This is a genomic window from Rhodococcus zopfii NBRC 100606 = JCM 9919, assembly GCF_001895025.1.
Lineage (GTDB): Bacteria > Actinomycetota > Actinomycetes > Mycobacteriales > Mycobacteriaceae > Rhodococcus > Rhodococcus zopfii.
This window is the reverse complement of the sequence record NZ_BCXI01000046.1, coordinates 14,520-35,058: the sequence shown is the minus strand read 5'-3', so window position 1 is coordinate 35,058 and position 20,539 is coordinate 14,520. Positions and strand designations below refer to the sequence as shown.

At 68.0% G+C, this 20,539-nt stretch carries 25 protein-coding genes; 15 read left to right on the top strand and 10 right to left on the bottom strand.

The genetic code is table 11. From position 1 onward, the window contains the following. Positions 1 to 23 precede the first annotated feature (23 nt). The 6 genes from RZ1_RS24515 to RZ1_RS24490 form a co-directional block, all read right to left on the bottom strand. Positions 24 to 2,153 carry a transglycosylase domain-containing protein gene (locus RZ1_RS24515; protein ID WP_072815132.1) on the bottom strand — a complete coding sequence of 710 codons (2,130 nt, stop codon included), beginning with the start codon at positions 2,151 to 2,153 and terminating at the stop codon, positions 24 to 26. 133 nt (positions 2,154 to 2,286) lie between these two features. Beyond that, positions 2,287 to 2,481: a hypothetical protein gene (locus RZ1_RS24510; RefSeq protein ID WP_072815129.1), complete on the bottom strand. Its 195-nt coding sequence runs from the start codon at positions 2,479 to 2,481 to the stop codon at positions 2,287 to 2,289. Next, positions 2,478 to 3,329 carry a carbohydrate ABC transporter permease gene (locus RZ1_RS24505; protein ID WP_072815127.1) on the bottom strand — a complete coding sequence of 284 codons (852 nt, stop codon included), beginning with the start codon at positions 3,327 to 3,329 and terminating at the stop codon, positions 2,478 to 2,480. The genes RZ1_RS24510 and RZ1_RS24505 overlap by 4 nt, the downstream gene beginning before the upstream one ends. Beyond that, entirely contained in the window at positions 3,326 to 4,435 is a 1,110-nt protein-coding gene (locus RZ1_RS24500) for a carbohydrate ABC transporter permease (protein ID WP_072815125.1), read from the bottom strand. Before RZ1_RS24500 ends, RZ1_RS24505 begins: the two co-directional genes overlap by 4 nt. 19 nt (positions 4,436 to 4,454) lie before the next feature. Then, entirely contained in the window at positions 4,455 to 5,729 is a 1,275-nt protein-coding gene (locus tag RZ1_RS24495; protein ID WP_072815124.1) for an ABC transporter substrate-binding protein, read from the bottom strand. A 145-nt stretch (positions 5,730 to 5,874) separates the two neighbouring features. Next, positions 5,875 to 6,948, bottom strand: coding sequence for an ABC transporter ATP-binding protein (locus RZ1_RS24490; protein ID WP_072815122.1), 1,074 nt, complete (start codon positions 6,946 to 6,948; stop codon positions 5,875 to 5,877). 47 nt (positions 6,949 to 6,995) lie between these two features. On the opposite strand from RZ1_RS24490, the gene RZ1_RS24485 reads away from it, so the two are divergent. Together RZ1_RS24485 and RZ1_RS24480 are read left to right on the top strand one after the other, a co-directional pair. Further along, positions 6,996 to 7,805 (top strand): DUF2786 domain-containing protein, encoded by an 810-nt coding sequence (locus RZ1_RS24485; RefSeq protein WP_072815118.1) that lies wholly within the window; start codon positions 6,996 to 6,998, stop codon positions 7,803 to 7,805. 19 nt (positions 7,806 to 7,824) lie between these two features. After that, a complete protein-coding gene (locus RZ1_RS24480) occupies positions 7,825 to 8,340 on the top strand; it encodes a TIGR04338 family metallohydrolase (RefSeq protein ID WP_072815117.1) in 516 nt (171 codons plus the stop codon). Between the two features lie 23 nt (positions 8,341 to 8,363). Here the strand turns inward: RZ1_RS24480 and RZ1_RS24475 are convergent, their stop codons facing one another. Next, positions 8,364 to 8,621, bottom strand: coding sequence for a CsbD family protein (locus tag RZ1_RS24475; protein ID WP_072815115.1), 258 nt, complete (start codon positions 8,619 to 8,621; stop codon positions 8,364 to 8,366). A 229-nt stretch (positions 8,622 to 8,850) separates the two neighbouring features. Between RZ1_RS24475 and RZ1_RS24470 the strand changes: the two genes are divergently transcribed. Further along, positions 8,851 to 9,531 carry a hypothetical protein gene (locus RZ1_RS24470; RefSeq protein WP_072815160.1) on the top strand — a complete coding sequence of 227 codons (681 nt, stop codon included), beginning with the start codon at positions 8,851 to 8,853 and terminating at the stop codon, positions 9,529 to 9,531. A gap of 43 nt (positions 9,532 to 9,574) precedes the next feature. Here the strand turns inward: RZ1_RS24470 and RZ1_RS24465 are convergent, their stop codons facing one another. After that, a complete protein-coding gene (locus tag RZ1_RS24465) occupies positions 9,575 to 10,738 on the bottom strand; it encodes an RNA-guided endonuclease InsQ/TnpB family protein (protein WP_072815114.1) in 1,164 nt (387 codons plus the stop codon). A 112-nt stretch (positions 10,739 to 10,850) separates the two neighbouring features. Here RZ1_RS24465 and RZ1_RS24460 point away from each other — a divergent pair, with 112 nt between their 5' ends. From RZ1_RS24460 to RZ1_RS24420, 9 genes are read left to right on the top strand one after another with little or no spacing between them, the layout of a single operon-like run. Continuing rightward, positions 10,851 to 12,134, top strand: coding sequence for an SRPBCC family protein (locus RZ1_RS24460; RefSeq protein ID WP_072815113.1), 1,284 nt, complete (start codon positions 10,851 to 10,853; stop codon positions 12,132 to 12,134). After that, positions 12,131 to 12,547, top strand: a complete 417-nt coding sequence (gene gvpJ / locus RZ1_RS24455; protein ID WP_174565240.1) for a gas vesicle protein GvpJ — start codon at positions 12,131 to 12,133, stop codon at positions 12,545 to 12,547. The genes RZ1_RS24460 and gvpJ (RZ1_RS24455) overlap by 4 nt, the downstream gene beginning before the upstream one ends. Beyond that, entirely contained in the window at positions 12,544 to 13,347 is an 804-nt protein-coding gene (locus RZ1_RS24450; RefSeq protein ID WP_072815112.1) for a GvpL/GvpF family gas vesicle protein, read from the top strand. Before gvpJ (RZ1_RS24455) ends, RZ1_RS24450 begins: the two co-directional genes overlap by 4 nt. 3 nt (positions 13,348 to 13,350) lie before the next feature. Beyond that, positions 13,351 to 13,596, top strand: coding sequence for a gas vesicle protein GvpG (locus tag RZ1_RS24445; protein ID WP_072815109.1), 246 nt, complete (start codon positions 13,351 to 13,353; stop codon positions 13,594 to 13,596). Between the two features lie 13 nt (positions 13,597 to 13,609). Then, on the top strand, positions 13,610 to 13,942 hold the full coding sequence (locus RZ1_RS24440; RefSeq protein ID WP_072815108.1) for a gas vesicle protein GvpO: 333 nt from the start codon (positions 13,610 to 13,612) through the stop codon (positions 13,940 to 13,942). After that, positions 13,939 to 14,388 carry a gas vesicle protein gene (locus tag RZ1_RS24435; protein WP_083583893.1) on the top strand — a complete coding sequence of 150 codons (450 nt, stop codon included), beginning with the start codon at positions 13,939 to 13,941 and terminating at the stop codon, positions 14,386 to 14,388. The genes RZ1_RS24440 and RZ1_RS24435 overlap by 4 nt, the downstream gene beginning before the upstream one ends. Continuing rightward, positions 14,378 to 15,172 (top strand): GvpL/GvpF family gas vesicle protein, encoded by a 795-nt coding sequence (locus RZ1_RS24430; RefSeq protein WP_072815107.1) that lies wholly within the window; start codon positions 14,378 to 14,380, stop codon positions 15,170 to 15,172. The genes RZ1_RS24435 and RZ1_RS24430 overlap by 11 nt, the downstream gene beginning before the upstream one ends. Then, positions 15,169 to 15,360, top strand: coding sequence for a gas vesicle protein GvpJ (gene gvpJ / locus RZ1_RS24425; RefSeq protein WP_072815106.1), 192 nt, complete (start codon positions 15,169 to 15,171; stop codon positions 15,358 to 15,360). Before RZ1_RS24430 ends, gvpJ (RZ1_RS24425) begins: the two co-directional genes overlap by 4 nt. Beyond that, the gene (locus RZ1_RS24420; RefSeq protein ID WP_072815105.1) at positions 15,357 to 15,656 is read left to right on the top strand and encodes a gas vesicle protein K; all 300 of its coding nucleotides are present in this window, start codon (positions 15,357 to 15,359) and stop codon (positions 15,654 to 15,656) included. The genes gvpJ (RZ1_RS24425) and RZ1_RS24420 overlap by 4 nt, the downstream gene beginning before the upstream one ends. A gap of 6 nt (positions 15,657 to 15,662) precedes the next feature. Here the strand turns inward: RZ1_RS24420 and RZ1_RS24415 are convergent, their stop codons facing one another. Both RZ1_RS24415 and RZ1_RS24410 read right to left on the bottom strand, forming a co-directional pair. Then, complete coding sequence (locus tag RZ1_RS24415) at positions 15,663 to 16,817, bottom strand: acyl-CoA dehydrogenase family protein (RefSeq protein ID WP_072815104.1); 1,155 nt, start codon at positions 16,815 to 16,817, stop codon at positions 15,663 to 15,665. Between the two features lie 9 nt (positions 16,818 to 16,826). Beyond that, positions 16,827 to 17,999: an acyl-CoA dehydrogenase family protein gene (locus RZ1_RS24410; RefSeq protein ID WP_072815103.1), complete on the bottom strand. Its 1,173-nt coding sequence runs from the start codon at positions 17,997 to 17,999 to the stop codon at positions 16,827 to 16,829. A 113-nt stretch (positions 18,000 to 18,112) separates the two neighbouring features. Between RZ1_RS24410 and RZ1_RS24405 the strand changes: the two genes are divergently transcribed. The 3 genes from RZ1_RS24405 to RZ1_RS24395 are packed head-to-tail and all read left to right on the top strand — an operon-like array spanning position 18,113 to position 20,480. Next, positions 18,113 to 18,748 carry a TetR/AcrR family transcriptional regulator gene (locus RZ1_RS24405; protein WP_072815102.1) on the top strand — a complete coding sequence of 212 codons (636 nt, stop codon included), beginning with the start codon at positions 18,113 to 18,115 and terminating at the stop codon, positions 18,746 to 18,748. Positions 18,749 to 18,795: 47 nt separating this feature from the next. Next, positions 18,796 to 19,590, top strand: a complete 795-nt coding sequence (locus tag RZ1_RS24400; RefSeq protein WP_072815101.1) for an LLM class F420-dependent oxidoreductase — start codon at positions 18,796 to 18,798, stop codon at positions 19,588 to 19,590. A 26-nt stretch (positions 19,591 to 19,616) separates the two neighbouring features. After that, entirely contained in the window at positions 19,617 to 20,480 is an 864-nt protein-coding gene (locus tag RZ1_RS24395; RefSeq protein ID WP_218020486.1) for an LLM class F420-dependent oxidoreductase, read from the top strand. The last annotated feature ends 59 nt before the right edge of the window (positions 20,481 to 20,539 follow it).

The window sequence follows — 20,539 nt, the reverse complement described above, 5'->3', positions numbered from 1 at the left end:
GACCGCGCCGCGCGCGGGAGCCGTCAGCCGGGGATGTTGATCGTGACGCCCGGGAACACCTCGATCTGCTGTGGCAGCTCGATCGGCACGTCCGGGATGTTCACCGGCGGCGCCTGCAGCGTGATCGGCGGCAGCTCCGGCAACTGCAGCTGCGGCAGCGGGGGACCGGTCGTGGTCGGTTCGCTGATCCCCGCGTCGGCGGGCACACCGGCCTGGCCGGCGATCGGCTCCGGCCACGGGAAGCTCTCGACCTCGGTGCCCTCGAGCGCACCGTCCATCGTGCCCTTCCAGATGTCCGACGGCAGGCCCGAACCGTAGATGGATCCGCCCGAGCTGCTGATGATGGCCTCCCCGTTCGGGGTACCGACCCACACTGCCGTCGACAGCGATGGCGTGTACCCGACCATCCAGGCGTCCTTGTTCAGGCCGGTGTCGCCGAGCTGGGTCGTGCCGGTCTTCGACGCCGACGGCCGGCCACCGGCCAGCGCGTGACCGCGCGAGTACGCGGCGATCGGCATCATGGCCTGCGTGACGTTGTCGGCGACCGCCGGATCGAGCCGGGATTCGCCGGGAGAGGCGGGGCGGTCGAGGAGCACGTCGCCGTCTGCCGTTTCGACCCGCTGCACGAAGAACGGCTCGTGGAAGGTGCCGGACGCCGCGAGCGTCGCGTACGCCGACGCCATGTCGATGACGCGGGACTGGTACTGCCCCAACACGATTCCGCCCTCGGGTTCGCCTCCCTCGTGGCTCAGTGTCGTCCCCTCCACTCCCGGAATGGTCAGGGGAATGCCGGCGTCGTGCGCGGCGTCGGCGATCGCCTGCGGCCCGTTGTCCAGCGACATCATCAGCCGGTAGAAGCTCGTGTTGAGCGACCGCTTGAGCGCCTCGGCGATCGTGCACTTGCCGCACGACTCACCCTCGACGTTGCCGATCTCGATGTTGCCGACCCGCAGTGGGGAACTGTCGTAGCGCGCGTTCAGGCCGATGCCCTGCTGCAGCGCCGCAACCAGACCGAACACCTTGAACGAGGAACCGGTCTGCAGCGGCGCCTGCGCGAAGTCGAAGCCCGCGCCCTCCTCGCCGCCGTAGTAGGCGCGCACGGCACCGGTGCGCGGATCGATCGAGACCACCGCGGTCCGCAGGTTCTCGTCCTCCCCCTCGAGGGCGCTGCGCGCGCTGTCGATCGCCGACTGCTGCGCGACCGGGTCGATCGTCGTGGTGATCCGCAGACCCTCGGTGTTCAGGGCCTGCTCGCTGATGCCCGCGGCGGACAGTTCACGCAGCACCTGGGTCTGCAGATGACCCTCCGGACCGGTCGAGTCGTTCTTCTGGGCAAGCTGGTTCGCCGGCACCGTCTGCGGGAACCGCTGCCCGGCGCGTTCACCGGCGTCCAGCGCGCCCATCTCGACCATGCCGTCGAGCACGTACGTCCAGCGGGCCTCGATCGCGGACCGGTTGAACTCCGGATCCAGCGACGACGGGCTCTGGATCACCCCGGCGAGCACCGCGCCCTCCGACACCGACAGCTCACCGACGGGCTTGCCGAAGTACGCCTCCGAGGCCGCCGCGATGCCGTACGCACCGCGACCGAAATAGATTGTGTTCAGGTAGGCCTGCAGGATCTCGTCCTTCGACCACTGCCGGGCCATCTTGGTGGAGACGACCAGCTCCCGCATCTTGCGGGTGATCGTCCGGTCCGCGCCGACCAGCACGTTTTTCACGTACTGCTGGGTGATCGTCGAGCCACCGCCGGCGGTGTCCTTGCCCATCACGTTGTCGCGCGCTGCCCGCACGAACCCGGAGACGGAGAAACCCGGGTTGCTGTAGAAGTTGCGGTCCTCCGCGGAGAGCACCGCGTTGCGGACGTGCTCGGGAACATCCTCGATGTCGACCTCGGTGCGATTGCCCTCGGGCGGCACCACCGTGCTGAGCACCGTGCTGCCGTCGGCCGCATAGATCGTCGCGACCTGGTCGTTCTTCATGTCCGAGGGACGCGGAACGTCGACCGAGGTGTACGCCACCGCGAAACCGACGCCGGGCACGATCACCAGAAGCGCCACGACGGCGAGCACCAGGTAACGGACAAGGCGCCACCCCCGTGACGTGGTGGCGGGGGCGGCAGGTCGGGGTGTCGGCGTCGACGAAGAACTCACACGGGCTACTTTCTGGCGGAATCCGGGCTCGACCGATCATCGCACCCTGTCGTTCGTATGGTACGGAGTCTGCCGCAACAGGCCGGACCGTGCGTCCTTCGGCGGTCACCAGCCACCCGAAGGACGCACCGGGCTACGGCCCGCTCCGCCGCCAGGCACGGAACGCGAAACCCCACGCGATCGCGAACCCGAGCAACACCAGCGCCGGGACGACGCCCGGCGCCGGCGACCACAGTTCCGCGACCGCGGCGATCAGCGCCATCACCGTGAACACGGTCAGGAACCCCAGCAGCATCTCGAGCCGCTGCCGCCGGGGCACCCGCCTCACGACTTCACGCCGCCCGCGGTCAGACCCGCGATGATGCGACGCTGGAAGATCAACACCATGATCACCAGCGGCACCATCACCAGCGTGCCGCCGGCCATGATCGACGCGTACGGCGTCACGTACGGGTCGGTGCCGGTGAACCGTGCCATCGCGACCGTCACCGGCGCGGTCTTCTCGTTGGAAAGCTGCGACATCAGCAGGTACTCGTTGACGGTCGCGATGAACGCCAGGATCGCGGTGGTGAACATCGCCGGCGCCGCGAGCGGCAACATCACCAACCGGAACGCCTGCCCGCGCGTCGCGCCGTCCATCCGGGCGGCCTCCTCGAGTTCCCACGGCAGTTCCGCGAAGAACGAGGTCAACGTGTACACCGTCAGCGGCAGCACGAACGAGATGTTCGGGATGATCAGCGCCTGGTAGCTGCCGATCCAGCCGATGTCGGTGAACAACTGGAACAGCGGCGTCACCAGCGCCACCACCGGGAACATCGATGCACCCAGGATGATGCCGGTGACGAAGTACTTGCCCCGGAAGTCGAACCGGGACAGCGCGTAGGCGGTGAACACACCGAGAAGCAGCGCGACCGCGGTGGTCGCCCCCGCGATGATCACGCTGTTGAGCAGCGCGCGGGAGAAGTTCACCTTCGCATCGGGGTCGAGTGCGTCGGCGAAGTTCTGCAGGGTCGGATTCTCGGGCCACAGCGACGTGCTGAACGTCTCGGACGGGTCGCGCAGCGCGGTGACGATCATCCAGTAGCAGGGCGCCAGGCCCCACAGGACGATGAGGATCACCCCGGCATACGTGCCGGCCGAGCGCACCTTCGTACTGCCTGTACCGGGACTGCTCATCCGACGTCTCCCTTCCGCTGTGCCTCCTGCGTCTGCACGGCGTTGGCGCCGAGGAACCGCACCAGGACGAACGCGACCGCGAAGATGATGAGGAACGTGATCGTCGACAGCGCGGACGCCGAGTTCGCACCCTGACGCATCTGTTCGACGACGAGCACCGAGATCGTGGAGGTCGCGGGGTTCGAGCCCATCATGATGGCCGGCAGATCGTACATGCGCAGCGCGTCCATCGTGCGGAACAGGATCGCGACCATCAGCGCCGGTTTGACCAGCGGCAACGTGATCAATTTGAAGCGCTGCCACGCGTTCGCACCGTCGACCTTGGCGGCCTCGTACACGTCCGCCGGAATCATCTGCAAGCCGGCGAGGATCAGCAGCGCCATGAACGGCGCGGTCTTCCACACGTCCGCCACGATGATCGCGAACCGGGCCGGCCACGGGTCCGCCGTCCACAGGATGTCCGTGCCGAGCATCTTGTTGGCGATGCCGTCGTTCGCGAAGATGAAGAACCACAACTTCGCGGTGACAGCGGTCGGGATCGCCCACGGCACCAGCACCGACGCGCGGAGCAACCCGCGGCCGCGGAACGATTTCGCCATCACGATCGCCATCGCGAAACCGATGACCGTCTCGAGCGAGACGGTGACGACGGTGAAGAAGAACGTGTTGAAGATCGAGCCCCAGAACTGGGAACCGAGGGTCCCCGGCGGACACGGTATCGAGCCGGTGGCGGTACCGCAGGACTGGGTGATCCACCGCACGTAGTTCTCGATGCCGACGAAACCGCCCTCGACGAACCGGCCGGTTTCGGGATCGAGTTTCTTCGCATCACCGTGCAGCGACATCCACACCGCCCGCCCGAGCGGGTACAGGATGATGACGGCGAGCACGACGAGGGACGGCGCCACGAACACCCACGGAGGGATCCGGCGTCGCTGCTTCGGTGCGGGCGCGCTCGGCTCCGGAGGTGCGGGCGCCCGGTGCCGTCCGTGCACACGACCGCGGTCGGGACCGGTGTCCTCGGTCCCGACCGCGGTATCGTGTGGCGGATCCGCGGGAGCCGGTCGGCGACCTTCGTGACCAGCATGGACCTGCGGTTCTGCCATGGGTACTGCTCCTAGTGGATCAGTTGCCGGCGGTTTCGATGCCGGCCTTGATGTCGGCGAGCGCCTGCTCGACGGACTTCTCGTTCCGGATCGCCGCGTACGAATTGTCGGAGATCGCCTTCGACACGTTCGAGTAGTACGGCGAGGACGGACGCGGCTTCGCGCTCTCGAGCGCTTCCTTCAACGTCGCGAAGTACGGGAACTGCTCGAGGATCGCCGGGTCGTCGTAGACCTCGGCGAGGACCGGCGCGCCGCCGACCTCTGCGTAGTAGGTCTGCGACTGGCGGGTCTGCATGAACTCGAGGAAGTCACGCGCGGTCGCGGGCGCATCCGAGAACGCGCTGATGCCGACGTTGTAGCCGCCGAGGGTGGAGACGCCCGGCCCGTCGACACCGGGGAGAACCGCGATGCCGTAGTTGCCGGCGATCGACGAGGACTCGCCGTCGGTGTAGAAGCCCGGCCACGTGCGCAGGAACAGGGCCTTGCCGTCGCCGAACGCGGTCTGCGACTCACCTTCGGTGTAGGTCTGCGCGGCCGCCGGGATCGTGCCGTCCGCGAAGCGGTCGACGATGAATTGCAGACCCTCACCGGTCTTGTCGTCGATCGACGGGGTCAGACCGTCCTCGGCGACGAAGCTGCCGCCGAAGGCGTTGACGATTTCGGTGACATTGACCGTCAGGCCCTCGTAGTTCTTGAACTGGCCGAGGTAGCAGTCGATGCCCGCCTCGACGGCCTTCGGGCACTCCGCCTGCAGTTCCGCCCACGTGGCGGGGGCCTTGTCGACGAGATCGGTGCGGTAGTACAGGAACGCGGCGTTGGTGTTCTTCGGGGCCGCGAACAGGGTGCCGTTGTAGGTGCCCGACTCGACGGTCGCGGGCAGCAGGCCGTCGGTCTCGATCGCGTAGTCGTCCTCGAGCGGCAGCAGCCAGCCGTTGGCGGCGAACTCGGCGGTGTTGGTGACGTCGACGGCGACGAGGTCGTACTCGTCGCTCTTCGCCTGCATGCGCTGGGCGATGTCGTCGTACTGGTCGTCGGCTTCCTTCGCCAGCGGCTTGAAGGTCACCGTCTCGTCCGGATGCTCGGCATTCCAGTCGGCGATGATGTTCTCGAGCGCCGCGTTCAGGGGATCCTGACCCTCGACGATGGTGATCGGACCGCGCCCGTCGCCGGCCGCGGACGCCGAGCCGCTGTCGCTGCTCGAGCCGTCGTCGGACGAACAGGCCGTCAGGACCAGCAGCGACGCCGCCGACGCAGCGACCGCGGCCCGGCGGACCGCCTTCGTGTTCAGAACCATGGATTACTCCCGTTCGGATCGGAAAACTCGTCGTCGGCGAGCCTGCGGCCGCCGACACCGGCACCTACTCTGGCACGCGAGACCGGGAAAAGGGGATATTGCTCTCATCCTGAATCGGTCATGTCCCGCGTGTCGTCGACCGCGCTCAGCCGAGCCGGCGACCGTCCTGTGTGGAGAACACGTGCACCTGCTCCGGATCGAAGTTCAGGTAGATGCGCTCGCCCTTCTGCGGCGGACTCCGCCAGTCGCCGCGCGCCACGATCTGCTGCGAGCGGCCCGCGACGTACGCGCGGCCGTACACATACGCGTCCGAACCGAGTTCCTCGACGACGTCGACGTCCATCGCGAGGCCGTAGTCGGTGATCTGGATGTGCTCGGGCCGGATCCCGACGACGACCTCGGTCTCGTGCACCTGGCCGACGACGTCCCGCGGGATCGGCACGTACGTCTCGCCGAGGATGGCGCCGCGATCGAACACCGGCAGTGTGAACAGGTTCATCGCCGGCGAACCCATGAATCCGGCGACGAACACGTTGACGGGCTTGCTGTAGAGCACCCGCGGCGACGCGCACTGCTGCAGGATGCCCTTCTCGAGAACCGCGACCCGGTCGCCCATGGTCATGGCCTCGACCTGGTCGTGGGTGACGTACACGGTGGTCGTGGCCAGGCGCCGCTGCAGCTGCGCGATCTGGGTGCGGGTCTGCACGCGCAGCTTCGCATCGAGGTTCGACAGCGGCTCGTCCATGAGGAACACCTGCGGCTGCCGGACGATGGCGCGGCCCATCGCGACGCGCTGACGCTGTCCGCCGGACAGTGCCTTGGGCTTGCGGTCGAGGAACTGCTCGAGGTCGAGCATCTTCGCGACCTCCTCGACACGCTCGCGGATCTCCGCCTTCGGGGTCTTCGCGAGCTTGAGCGCGAACCCCATGTTCTCGGCGACCGACATGTGCGGGTACAGCGCGTAGTTCTGGAACACCATCGCGATGTCCCGCTGCTTGGGGTCCTGCGCGGTGACGTCCGTGTCGCCGATGAGGATGCGGCCGCTGTGAACCTGCTCGAGACCGGCGAGCATGCGCAGCGACGTGGACTTGCCGCAACCCGACGGGCCGACCAGCACGAGGAACTCCCCGTCCTCGATCTTCAGATCCAATGCGTCGACCGCCGGCGTGGTCGAGCCGGGGAACAGGCAGGTCGTCCTGTCGAAGGTCACTGAGGCCATGGCACGAGAGAATAGGCGACAAAGCCGAACACGCCTATTCTCTGTCGGTGAGTTCCGACCGGATGCTGACCCGTATCGGCGGCCTGCTCCGCCAGGCGGAATCGACCGACAACCAGCACGAAGCCGACGCGTTCCTCGCGGCGGCGCAACGTCTGGCGACTGCGTCGGCCGTGGATCTCGCGGTCGCGCGGGCCCACACCGCGTCCCGGGAACGCCGGGTCACGCCGGTGCAGCGGCTCATCACGATCGGGGAGACCGGGAAGAAGGGACTGCGCACCTACGCGCAGTTGTTCCTGGCGATCGCCGCCGCCAACGATGTGCAGTGCGACATCACCGCCACCTCCACCGTCATCTACGCGTACGGGTTCGCCGACGACATCGACGTGTGCGAGACGCTGTACTCGTCGCTGCTGGTGCAGATGGTGCGGGCATCGGACGCGTACCTGCGCGCAGGCAGCTACCGGGACGAGACGACGGTGCGCACGGTGGTCGAGCAGCGCGGGGGGCGGCGGGTGCGCACGCGGGTGCGCAGGCCCGTCGCCGGGGTGACCGCGCGCCTGAACTTCCAGTCGGCGTTCGCGGCGCGGATCGGGGCGCGACTGGCCGAGACGAAACAGCAGACCGAGCAGGAAGCAGAGGTCGCGGTGCCGGGCACCGAATTGGTGTTGCGCGACAAACAGCTCGAGTTGCGCGACTTCTATCGCAGCACGTCGCAGGCGCGGGGAAGCTGGCGCGGCAACCGGGCGGCGACCGCGCAGTCGTCGGACGCGCAGCGGGCCGGGGACCGCGCCGGCCGGCAGGCGCGGTTGGGGACGGCGCCGGAGTTGCCGTCCGGAGGCCGGAGGCTGACCCGATGACACCGCGGAGGATCCGCCCATGAGATCGAGCCGGGATTCGCAGCGGGCGGCGGTGTACGAGGCCGAGTCGCTGGTGCGCCGCATGTTCGACCGCGCCGACGAGCGCGGCATCCGGGTGGTGGAGATCGCCGGATCCCAGGTGACGCTGCCGGTGGAGCGCCGGTTCGCGTCGATCGAGTCGGTGCAGGCCTATCTGGATGCGGTGCTGGCTTTGAACTGGGTGCGGGACCGATGGCCGCGCGCCACCGTGCGGGTGCGGGTGCGGGCGCGCGCCGGGAACACCGCCGCCCACTACGAGAGCGATTGTGCGGTCATCGCGCTGCCGGAGCACCGGGCGAACACGGCGTGGGCGTTCCGGGAACTGGTGGTGTTGCACGAGCTCGCGCACCATCTCGACCCGTCGGATCCGGACGATGCGGCCGACCCGGCGCACGGGGCGGCGTTCGTCGACCGATTCCTGACACTGGCGGGCGAGATCATCGGGCCCGAAGCGGCGTTCGCGTTGCGTGCCTGCGGTTTCGCCGCGTGCGAGTGACAGCGGTGTAGTTCCCAGGGCGGTCAGGGCATGTCGGAGCGACGGTGTCTCCACTGCCGCAGCCGCGATCGACCCTGCCCCGCCGCGTGAATCACTTTGTCTCCCAGCTTTTTCGACTCGGCGACGAAATGTTGCCGGGAGCCCTTGTCCTCGGCGCGCCGGTTTCCGGTCCACCGCCCCAGTGTCTGCTTCGCCTTTCCGGCGGCAGCCTCGGCACTGTGTTTGATCGTGTTCGTGAGGTGAGCCATGACCCGCTCCTGTTCCGTGGCCGCGAGTTCCACGACCGCACTCGGTCGTTGTCCGACAGTGGGGGTGTACCCCCCTTCACCGGCAGGGAAAACGGACGGGAACAAACCGATCGGTCCGCACTGCCCCGCCGAAGATCAACTCGAGATGGATGTTTCGCGAACTGTGACGCAGGTTACTCCAGTCCCACGTGCAGGCGAACGCCCGCAGAGTTTCGATCGCTGACTCGTCCGGACGGACGGGTCGCAGCCGAAGGAGATGGCCATGAAGGGTGGAGCACGAATTGCCGTGGGGGTCGGCATCGGCTACATGCTCGGACGTACCCACAAGATGCGACTCGCCCTGATGCTGGCGGGTGCGGGGCTGAGTGGACGCCTCCCCGGTACCCCTCAGGAACTGATGAAGCGCGGTGCTTCCGCTCTGGGGTCGTCACCGGAACTGAGCAAGATCACCGAATCCGTTCGGGGCGAACTGCTCGGCGCGGCACGCGCCGCGGCCGTCACCGCTGCGAGCAATCAGATCGACTCGCTCAACGAGCGGCTCCAGCAGGGCGGGGGTCTGCGACGCGGCAAGAGCGGCGGCCGGGCCGAGGACGAGGGCTCCGAGGAACCTCAGGACGAGTACGACGAGGACGAGCAGGGAGCCTACGAGGACGAACCCACCGACGAAGAAGGCACCTCGGAAGAGGACACCGCCGAGGAGGAGACAGGCGAGGAGGACACGGAGGACGCCGAGCCCGAGGCCGAGCGGAAACCCGCGAAGAAGCGGCCCGCACCCCGCCGCCGGACCTCCGAGGGTGCCTCCCCGGCCCGATCGCGCTCGGCCCCTGGCCGGAAGAAGGCCGATGAGGACGACGACGAACAAGCGCCCAAGCCACGGCGGCGCAGCAGCCGGGCCGAGGCTCCGGCGTCCGGACGCGCCCCGGTGCGGCGTACGAGGAGTTGAGCCCGTTAACGCCTCTCCTGCCTGAAGGCAGGAGATTCCCGGCTCAGACCGCACCGGAACCACCACCCGAAGGAGGCGGATCCCAGTGACCTACGTCGTCGACACCGGTGTGGCCACGCTCCGCCACAGCCAGAATCACTCTGGCAGCGTTCCGATCCCGGCACGCGGTGTGCCCGCACGCCCAGCACCGGAAAATCCGTTCCTCGAGTCCGAGAGGTTGCTTGGCTCTCGCGAAACACCCCGAACACGTCATGCTCGTGTACGCGGGCCGCACCGACACCACCTTCCGGCCGGCCCGCCTGCCGCGTTCGATCAATTCCCGTTTCACCGTCGCGACCGCGGCATCCGCGGCCTTGCGCGCCATGGTGGATTTCGCCAGGAACCTGGGTTTGAAGTCCTCCACCGCGATCAGATGGTGCGCGTCCACGATGGCCTTGGCCCAGATCCGGCCGTCGTGCCGGTTCTGCCGGGCCGCCTTCTTGTGCACCTTCACCGCGGTCTTGCGGGCCCGCCGGTAGCCCCTCGAGGGCGGGTGTCCCTTCCCGCGACGCCGACGGGCCATCTTCCGTTGAGCCTTCGCCAACTCCGCCGCACACCGCCTCCGGTGCCCGGCATGCGGCAGATCGAACCGCTCCTCGGTGGCCGTCGCGGTCCGCGCCACGCCCCAATCGATCCCGACACCACTGCTCTCGTCGGCGACCGGGATCGGCTCGGCCTCACGGGTCACCACGAACGAGGCATACCAATGCCCGAGGGAATCTCGGGTGATGCGCACACTCGACGGGCCCGACGGCAGTGCCCGCGACCACACCACCGGAATCGTCACGCCTTTGGGCAACACCAACCGGCCGTCGTGGATCCGGAACCCGCGACGGGTGTATTCGAGCGACGGCAACGTTTTCTTCCGCGCCTTGAAGCCAGGCCGGCCCCGGCCTTTGACCGTGAACGAGGCGTCCAACGCCTGCGCGTAGGTGCGCAGCGTCTGCTGCTGGGCGACCTGGGAGCCCTTCCGCAGCCACGACGAGCGGGCTCGGGCTTCGGTCAGCTGCTTGCTCAGTTTCGCGAACGTCGGTTTCGCGCCGGTCGTGGACTGGTGGACGGCTTCGTTCCACAGGAACCGGCAGCGATGCCACTCCTCGAGCAGGGCGCGTTCGGCGGTGGTGCCCGGCCGCAGCCGGTAGTTGTAGCGCACCACCTCGGTCCCCATGCCCGGCACGCTAACCGACACCACCGACAAGGTTTACCCGACACCACATACCGGAAGGAGGACGGCGCTTCCTCTCCCTCGTGAACGAGGAAGTATCCGCGCCGAACATCAGATGACCAAGGCATTGTCCGATACCACTCGGAAAGTGGGTAAGGCCGCGACCGGTGCGGCGGGGAAGGCCGGAAAGACCGCGACCGGTGCAGCGGGCCGAGCCGGCAAGGCGGCGACCGATACGGCGCAGAAGACGGCCGGCGCGGCCACACCGACCGGGCACCTGCAGAATTCGCTCCAGAACCTGGCCGGAACGGTCACCGAAAAGGCGATGGACACCGTCGCCGGCAAGATCACCGGGACGGCCGGCCGGCTGCACGAGTATGCCGAGGGCACCGGTAATACCGGCCTGCTGTCGGCGGTGACCGGTGTCGAGAAGCTCTCCCAAGGCGCTTCGCCGCTGAAAGCCGCCATGAGCGCCGGCCTGGAAGGCGTCAAGAGTACGGCCAAACAGAAGTTCCAGGACGTGAAGAAGTCCTTCGGGGGCGGCGGCCGGAAAGGCTCGGGCGGCAAGAAGATCAAGCTCACCAATATCGTCGAGCAGATCGATGTCGGAGTGCCCGTCCGGCTCGCCTACGACCAGTGGACCCAGTTCGCGGACTGGCCGAAGTTCATGAAGAAGGTCGAACAGGTCGAACAGGCCGCCGACGAAAAGCTGCAGTGGACCGGCAAGGTCTTCTGGTCGCGCCGGAACTGGGAATCGACGATTCTCGAACAGGTTCCGTTCGAGCGGATCGTGTGGCGTTCCAAGGGTGGCAAGGGCTACATCGACGGCGCGGTGACCTTCCATGAGATCACCGAGAATCTCACCCGGATCGTTCTGGTGCTCGAGTACCACCCGCGCGGCCTGTTCGAGAAGACCGCCAACCTGTGGCGAGCCGTGGGACGGCGGGCCAGATTGGAACTCAAGCACTTCCAGCGTCACGTCATGACCGAGAGCATCCTGCATCCCGACGAGATCGAAGGGTGGCACGGCGAGATCCGCGACAGCAAGGTGGTCAAGGACGACGAGACGGCTCGCCAGGAGGAGCAGGAAGAACAGGAAGAGGACGAAGGGTACGACGAGCAGGACGAATCCGCAGAGGAGCCCGAGGAAGAGGAACCTGAGGAAGAGGACGAGTACGACGAAGACGAGTACGACAACGAGGATTTCGAGCCCGAGGACGAAGAGACCGAGGACGAAGAGGCCGAGGCTTTCGAGCCCGAAGACGAGGAAGACGAAGCCGACGAGGAGGAGCCGGAGGAGGACGAAGCCGAGGAAGCACCCCCGGTTCGCCGGCGGGCCCCCGCTCGGAGCGGCAGGGCACGACCCACGTCCGGCACGAGTCGAGGAGCCAGGAAATGACCATCCAACCTGCCGGCGGCGGTGGCGGCGGTGGCGGCGGCACGATGGCGCGCCCGAATTCGTCCGGGCTCGCCGAAGTCATCGACACCATTCTGGACAAGGGTCTCGTGATCGACGCGTTCGTGCGGGTCTCCCTCGTCGGCATCGAACTGCTGACGATCGATGCCCGCATCGTGGTGGCGAGCGTCGACACCTACCTGCGTTTCGCCGAAGCCGTGAACCGTCTGGAGATCGCCGACAACGAACCGAAGGGCCTGCCCGATCTCGTCGGTGACATCACCTCGGGCGGCGCGAAGCACAAGACGAAGGGCGCGCTGGAAGCAGCCAGTGAGAAGGTCGCCGATTTTCTCGGCGATGTCGAAGACAAGCGCCAGCACGCGCCGCGATCGTCGAAACGAGGGGAGGAGCGATGACCGACACGTCCGAGGACGCACGCACCCCGGAGGAACAGGGCATCTCCGGCACCACGGGCATCTACGTCTACGGCATCGTCCCGGGGGATGTGGAAACGGAATCGCACGCCACCGGTGTCGGCGCCCCCCCGAGTGAGGTCTCTGTCGTACGGAGCGGCGAGATCGCTGCTTTGATCAGCGAAATCCCGGTCGACCGGCCGCTCGGCACCCCGGACGACCTCAAAGCCCACGCGGAACTGCTGGACGGTACCGCCGCCGTCGCACCGGTGCTACCGCTCCGGTTCGGGGCGGTGCTGTCGGACGAGGACGCTGTATCCGAGGAGCTGCTCGACGCCCATCGCGACGAGTTCGAAGCGGCGCTGAACGAACTCGAGGGTCGGGCGCAGTTCGTCGTCAAGGCACGCTACGTCGAAAAGACCGTGCTCGGTGAGATTCTCGACGAGAACGCCGACGCTGCACGGTTGCGAGACGAGATCCGCGACAAACCCGAGGACGCAACCCGCGACGCGCGTATGGCTCTGGGCGAAATCATCACCCAGTCGATCGAAGCCAAACGAACCGAAGACACCCAGCGGGTCGTCGACGCGCTCGAGGACCTCGAGCCGATGGTGAACGTCCGTCAGCCGACGCACGACGAAGACGCCGCGCACGTCGCGGTGCTCATCGAGTTGTCCCGGCAGGGCGATCTCGAGGACATCGTGCGTTCCCTCGCGCAGGAATGGGAGGGCCGGGCAGAGATGGACCTGCTCGGGCCGATGGCCGCGTACGACTTCGTGATGAAACGCGCACCGGAGGACTGAGCCGTGGGCCTGATCTCGTCCATCTTCACGCTGCCGATTGCACCGATCCGGGCCGTCCTGTGGCTCGGTGAAGTCATCCAGGATCAGGTCGAGCAGCAACTGCACGATCCGGCCGCCATCCGCCGTGAGCTCGAGGAGATCGACGAGGCGGCCGCCGCCGGGCACATCACCGAGGACGAGAAGGCCGCGGCGCAACAGGCTGTCCTCAACCGGATGATCCGGCCGGACACCGGCGCCCCGCCGATCTAGGAAGGGGACCACGATGGCCGAACGATCAACCCGCAAGGACTCCGACGGCGCCCGCGAGCCCGAATCCCTACCACCCTTGTCCGCGGGCGAGGTGGCGCGCATCGCGATCGAGCATCTCTCCGAACTGACGACGAAGGAGGTGCAGGGGGCCACGTCCGTGGAGCCGGGGGACGACGGGTGGACGGTCGAGATCGAGGTGATCGAGGACCGGCGCATCCCGTCGTCGGCGGACATGCTCGCACTGTACGAAGTGGAGCTGGATCCGGACGGAAACCTGTTGTCCTACCGCAGAACCAAACGCTACGGACGGGGCAGCACCGATCTCGGCAAGGGAGGTAGGACATGACCGTGGTGGGCGGCGGCTCCCCGTCACCTCAGCCCTACGGTGGGGGCCATCAGTCGACGAATCTCGGCGATATCCTCGAGCGGGTCCTCGACAAGGGCCTGGTGATCGCCGGTGACATCCAGGTGAATCTGCTCGACATCGAACTGCTCACCATCAAACTCCGCCTGGTGATCGCGTCGTTGGAGACGGCCAAGGCCGTCGGCATCGACTGGTGGGAGACCGACCCGTGGCTGAGCAGCAAGGGCCACCGCGCGAGTATCGAAGGAGCACAACAGGATCTCGAAGTCGAGAATCGCAAGCTCCGGGACCGGATCGCCGAACTCGAGGCCGGACGGACGAGGGAACCGGTCGCCGATCCCCCCGAGATCGAGGATGCAGGGGTCGAGGATGCAGGGGTCGAGGACGCCGAGGTCGAGGATGCCGAGGTGACCGACGATGACCGATGATCACGGCGTGTGGGTGTACGCGGTGACGGGCGCCGATCTCGCAGAGGATTCCGTGCACGACGTGACCGGGGTTGCCCGGGAGCCGGTCCGGACCGTGACCGCGGCCGGACTGACCGCCGTCGTCGGCACGGTCCCTCTCGGCGAGTTCGGCGAAGAGGCATTGCGCACCAACCTCGAGAATCTCGACTGGCTCGAGGCGGTGGCGCGCACGCACGATGCCGTCGTCTCCGCCGTGGTGCGGCGGGCGGCGGCGATTCCGCTCCGGCTTGCCACGGTGTATCGCGACGACGACCGGGTTCGCGACGTACTCGAAGCTCGCCGAGCGGATTTCGAGGTGGCGCTCACCCTCGTCGCGGGACGCACCGAATGGGGGGTGAAGGCGTACGCGGACCTGGACGCGCTCGCCACCGGCGCGGTGGAGGCGGCGACCGCGAGCTCCGCAGGCGGAACCGGTGCGGGCGCCGCGTATCTGAAGCGGCGGCGCGCGCAGCTGTCCGCTCGGGACGACGCCGAGCACGCCGCGGCGGAACGCGCCGAGGCCCTCCACACGGTGCTGCTGCAGCACTCGGCCGCGGGGCGCCGGCAAGCGGCGACCGATCCCACCCTGAGTGGACGGCGAGACCGGATGGTGCTCAACGGAACCTATCTTGTGGACAACGACCATCGCGACGAGTTCACCGACGCGGTCGCGGCGGCGCGGACGCAGTTCGACGGACTCCAGCTCGAACTCACGGGTCCGTGGCCCCCGTATTCCTTCGCCGGTGTGGACCGGGGGAACCCGTGAGCGAGCTGCCGGAGGAGCGCCGGATCGCGCTCGTCGACCTGCTCGACCGGGTGCTGGCCGGCGGCGTCGTCATCGTCGGTGACGTGGTGCTCTCGATAGCGGATGTGGACATGGTGCGGATTTCGTTGCGCACCCTGATCTCGTCGGTCCGTGCTGTCGCCGAGCAGCAGGAGATCGGGGGGCCGTGACCGAATTCGACGGGCTGCCACCGCGTATCGACTCCGATCCCGAATCCGTGGAGCGGGGTCTGGTCACCCTGGTGCTGACCCTCGTCGAGCTCCTCCGCCAATTGATGGAGCGGCAGGCGCTGCGACGGGTCGACCAGGGTGACCTGAGCGACGAACAGATCGAACGCATCGGCACCACGCTGATGCTGCTCGAGCAGCGCATGGACGAGCTGCGCGAACATTTCGGCCTGACTCCCGAAGATCTCAACATCGACCTCGGACCGCTCGGGCCCCTGCTGCCGCGAGACCCGCCCTGAGCGAGGTCAGCCGCCAGTGACATCCACGCGGTCGTGATCGGCGACCGCGCCGGCCAGGACCCGCAGGTGGTCCTCGGTGCTGCCGAGGGTGTGTTCGATCGCGGTCAACCGGCTCACGTAGTGCCCGACCGGGTACTCGGCGGTCATGCCGATGCCGCCGTGCATCTGGATCGCTTCCTGCCCGATGCTGCGGGCGGACCGGCCGACCTGAAGCTTGGCGCGCGACGCGATGGCCGGGTCGACGATGCCGTCGGACAGTGCCATCGTCGCGTACAGGCTCAGGCTCGAGGCGAGCTCGAGCAGCACGTACATGTCGGCGGCGCGGTGGGTCAGCGCCTGGAATCGGGCGATGGGCGCACCGAACTGCTTGCGCTGCTTGAGATATTCCGTGGTCAGGCGCAGCGCCTCCTGCATCGCGCCGACCGCCTCGGCGCACAGCGCGGCCTGCGCGCGCACCTGCGCGGCGACGATCGCGCCGGTCGCGTCGGTGATCGCGGTTGCGCCGGCGGCCGCACCGAGGGGCTCGGCGGTGACCCCGTCGAGGACGAGCTGGGCGCCGCGGCGTTCGTCGTGAGTGCGGTAGGCGGTGCGGGTCACGCCGTCGGCGGACGCATCGACGAGGAACAGTCCGGTACCGCCGTCGGGGAGGGTCGCGGACACCACGAGCAGGTCGGCGCAATCACCGTGCAGCACAGGGTTCTTGCGGCCCGTCAGAGTCCAGACATCACCGGTGCGGGTCGCGGCGGTCCGCACGCCGGTGGACGGCCAGCGGCTGCCCGGCTCGTCGTGCGCGAACGCGAGCAGCAGGTCACCCTCGGCGACGCGCGGCAGGATCGCGGCGCGCTGCGCGTCGGTACCAGCCTCGGCGACGAGCCCACCCGGCGTGTACACCGCGTCGAGCAGCGGTTCCGGTGCGAGTGCCCGGCCGATCTCGGTCATCACGGCCATCGTCTCGACCGGACCGGCGCCCATGCCGCCGTGTTCCTCGGGGAAGGGCAGCCCGAGCAGACCGAGTTCGGCGAACTGCCGCCATACCTCCGGGTTCCAGCCGCGGTCGGTCGCGGTGACCGCGTTACGGGTTTCCGCGTCGTACGCCCCGGACAGCAGGTCGCGGGTCGTCTTGCGGAGCAGATCCTGTTCGGTGTCGAGTTCGAAATTCATGGTGGCTGCTCACAATCCGAGAATGGAGGAGGCGATGATCTGACGCTGAACCTCGCTCGACCCGCTGTAGATCGAGACCTTGCGGTTGTTGAGGTAGACCGGGGCGGCGCGCTGCGCCCAGTCGGGTGAGTCGATGCCGTCGGCACCGACCGGCAGCGAATCGGGGCCGGCGACATCGGCGAGCAATTCGGTCGCGGCCTGCTGCAACTCCGAACCACGCAGTTTCAGCAGCGACGACGCCGGATTCGGTTTGCCGTCGGCCGAACTCGCGACGACCCGCAGCTGGGTCAGTTCCAGTGCCAGCAGTTCATTTTCGAGTTCCGCGACGCGCGCGGCGAACAGCGGGTCGTCGAGCAGCGACCCGGAGCCGAGACGGACCTCCGCGGCGAGCTTCTTGGCCCGGGCGATGCGGACCTTCGTGGCGCCGACCCGCGCGACCCCGGTGCGTTCGTTGCCGAGCAGGAACTTCGCGTAACTCCAGCCAGCGTTCTCCTCACCGACGAGGTTCTCCGCCGGGACGCGCACGTCCTCGAAGAACACCTCGTTGACCTCGTATCCGCCGTCGATCAGCTTGATCGGGCGGACCGTGACGCCGGGCGTCTTCATGTCGATGAGCAGGAACGAGATGCCGGCCTGCCGCTTCGGGGCGTTCGGGTCGGTGCGCACGAGCGCGAAGATCCAGTCGGCGTGCTGCGCGAGGGTGGTCCAGGTCTTCTGGCCGTTGACGATGTAGTCGCCGCCGTCGCGGACCGCGCGGGTCTTGAGCGAGGCCAGGTCCGATCCGGCTTCGGGTTCGGAGAAGCCCTGGCACCACCAGATGTCCAGGTTCGCGGTCGCCGGGAGGAAACGTTCCTTGAGCTCCCGGGAGCCGAACTCGGCGATGACGGGACCGACCATCGCGGTGTTGAAGGGCAGCGGGTCGGGGACGGAGGCGAGCTGCAGTTCGTCGAGCCACAGGTGCCGCTGGACCGAGGTCCAGTCCTTTCCGCCCCATTCGACGGGCCAGTTCGGCACGGCCAGGCCGTGGGCGTTGAGGATCTTCTGGCTGGTGACGATGTCGTCGCGCCCGAGCGGGCGGCCGGTGGCGACACGGTCGCGGAGTTCGGCGGGGATCTCGGTGGTGAAGAACGTGCGTAGTTCGTCGCGGAATGCGAGTTCCTCGTCGGTGAGCGTGAGATGCATTGTGGCCTTCCGTCCCGGCGGTGATGAACGCGAACGCGCGCGGCTTCGCGTCGACCCGACGATAATCCGTACACTGTTAGGATGTCCAGGTCCCCGCATCGAGGAGGCTGACGATGGCCCGGCCCCGGACCCCGCTGCTGAGCCGGCAACTCATCCGCGACACCACCTTGCGCATGATCGACGAGCACGGCCTCGGCGAGGTCTCGATGCGGCGGATCGCCACCGAACTCGGCGTGCGTGCACCCTCGCTCTACACCCACTACGCAACCAAGGACGCGCTGCTCGACGACATCGGCAACGTCATCGCCGACGATGTCGACGTCTCCGGTTTCGCAGCGGGAGACTGGCGGGACGCTCTGCGCACGTGGGCCCGCTCGTACCGGGCGGCGCTGGCCGCGCATCCCAACATGGTTCCGTACCTCGCCTCGAGCCCCGGCACACGATCCGGTGCTCTCGACCGGGCGGATGCCGTGCACGGCGGCCTGACCCGCGCGGGCTGGCCACCCCGCACCGCGACCCTCATCGGCGCATCCGTGAAGTACATCGTGCTCGGCGCCGCGATCGCGTCGTTCGCCGGCGGATTCCGCGGCGACCGCGACACCTACGACGACCGCTACCCCCACCTGTCGGACGCGCACCGGCTCGCCGAGCACGCCGCGGAGATCGATCACGACAGTTTCGAACTGGCCCTCGAATCCTTCCTCCGGGGTCTCGAGCCGCAGTTCGCGGCGCTCGACCGCACCGGCTGATCCGGTTTCCGCTGCGTGGGACGATCGGGGGTCCTACCGTGGTTGCCATGACGCGCCCCATCCGCATCGGACTTCAACTCCAGCCCCAGCACCAGCCCGACTACGGCGTCATCCGCGACACCATACTGCGCGCCGAGGACGCCGGCGTCGACATCGTGTTCAACTGGGACCACTTCTACCCGCTCAGCGGCGACCCCGACGGTGCTCATTTCGAATGCTGGACGATGCTCGGCGCGTGGGCCGAGCAGACCGAACGCGTCGAGATCGGTGCGCTCGTCACCGGAGGCGGCTACCGCAACCCGGATCTGCTCGCCGACATGGCCCGTACCGTCGATCACATCAGCGGCGGGCGCCTGATCCTCGGCATCGGGTCGGGCTGGTTCGAGAAGGACTACGAGGAGTACGGCTACGAGTTCGGCACCAAGGGTTCGCGGCTCGACCTGCTCGCCGAGTATCTGCCGCGTATCACCGCGCGGCTCGGCAAGCTGAATCCCCAACCGACACGCCATATCCCGGTGCTCATCGGTGGGGGCGGCCGTCGCAAGACACTGCCGCTCGTCGCGAAATACGGGAACATCTGGCACAGCTTCGGCGAGCTCGGCACCCACGTCGAGAAGTGGGGGATCGTCGAACAGCGGTGCGCCGAAATCGGCCGGCACGCGCCGGACATCGAGCGGTCCGTCCCGTGGCCCGGCCTCGACAAGGCCGGCGAGTACGCCGCCGCGGGGATCTCGCTGTTCACCGTCGGCATCGGCGGGCCGGACTACGACCTCGCTCGACTCGTCGAGGCCATCGGCTGGCGCGACGAGAACTCGCCGCCGCCGCTGTCGGGTCTCGCCTGACCCGTCGCGACGCTACTGTCGGTTTCATGACACGACAGGTGAGTGTGTGGGGTGGCGCGTTCTGGCTGGGCCGACAGACCCGGGAGGCGGCGCTGGACGCGGCACGTGAACTCGACGAGCTGGGATATTCGCGGCTGTGGACATCGGGTGGTTTCCGGGACGGCGTGCCGTCGGTCTACGGCGAGGTACTGGATGCGACAACACGTCTCGGTGTGGCCAGCGGCATCCTGAGCATCTGGCACGCCGATCCGGCGGTGACCGTCGAGGCTGTCCGCACGTTCGAGCGGGACCATCCGGGTCGCTTCCTGCTCGGGCTGGGGACGAGTCACGCGCCCGTCGTCGACGCGAAGAACGCGAACACCTACACCAAGCCGTACAGCCGCATGGTCGAGTACCTCGACGCACTGGATGCCGCGGAGTTGCCGGCGCAGCGCCGCGCGCTGGCCGCCCTCGGGCCGCGCATGCTCACCCTGTCCGCCGAGCGGTCCGCCGGGGCGCACCCCTACTTCGTGCCCGCCGAGCACACCGCGCAGGCCCGGGAGATCCTCGGCGACGGCCCGCTCCTGGCACCCGAGGTCGCGGTGGTGCTCGAGCGCGACGAGGACACCGCTCGCGCGATCGCGCACGAGTACATGCGCGGCTACCTGACGCTGCCGAACTACACCAACAACCTTCGTCGCCTCGGCTACGGCGACGACGATCTGGCCGGCGGCGGCAGCGACCGGCTGATGGACGCGCTGATTCCGTGGGGCGATCTCGACACCGTGGTCGCGGGGATCGAGGAGCACTACCGGGCCGGGGCCGACGAAGTCGCGATCCAGGTGCTCACCGCGGACCCGTTCACATTCCCGAACTCTGCGTATCGGGAGCTTGTCACCGCTCTGCTGTAGTCGTCCCCCGTGTGCCTTCTCGGCGGTCCCGGACGCCGAAAAGGCGCACGGGCAGGCTT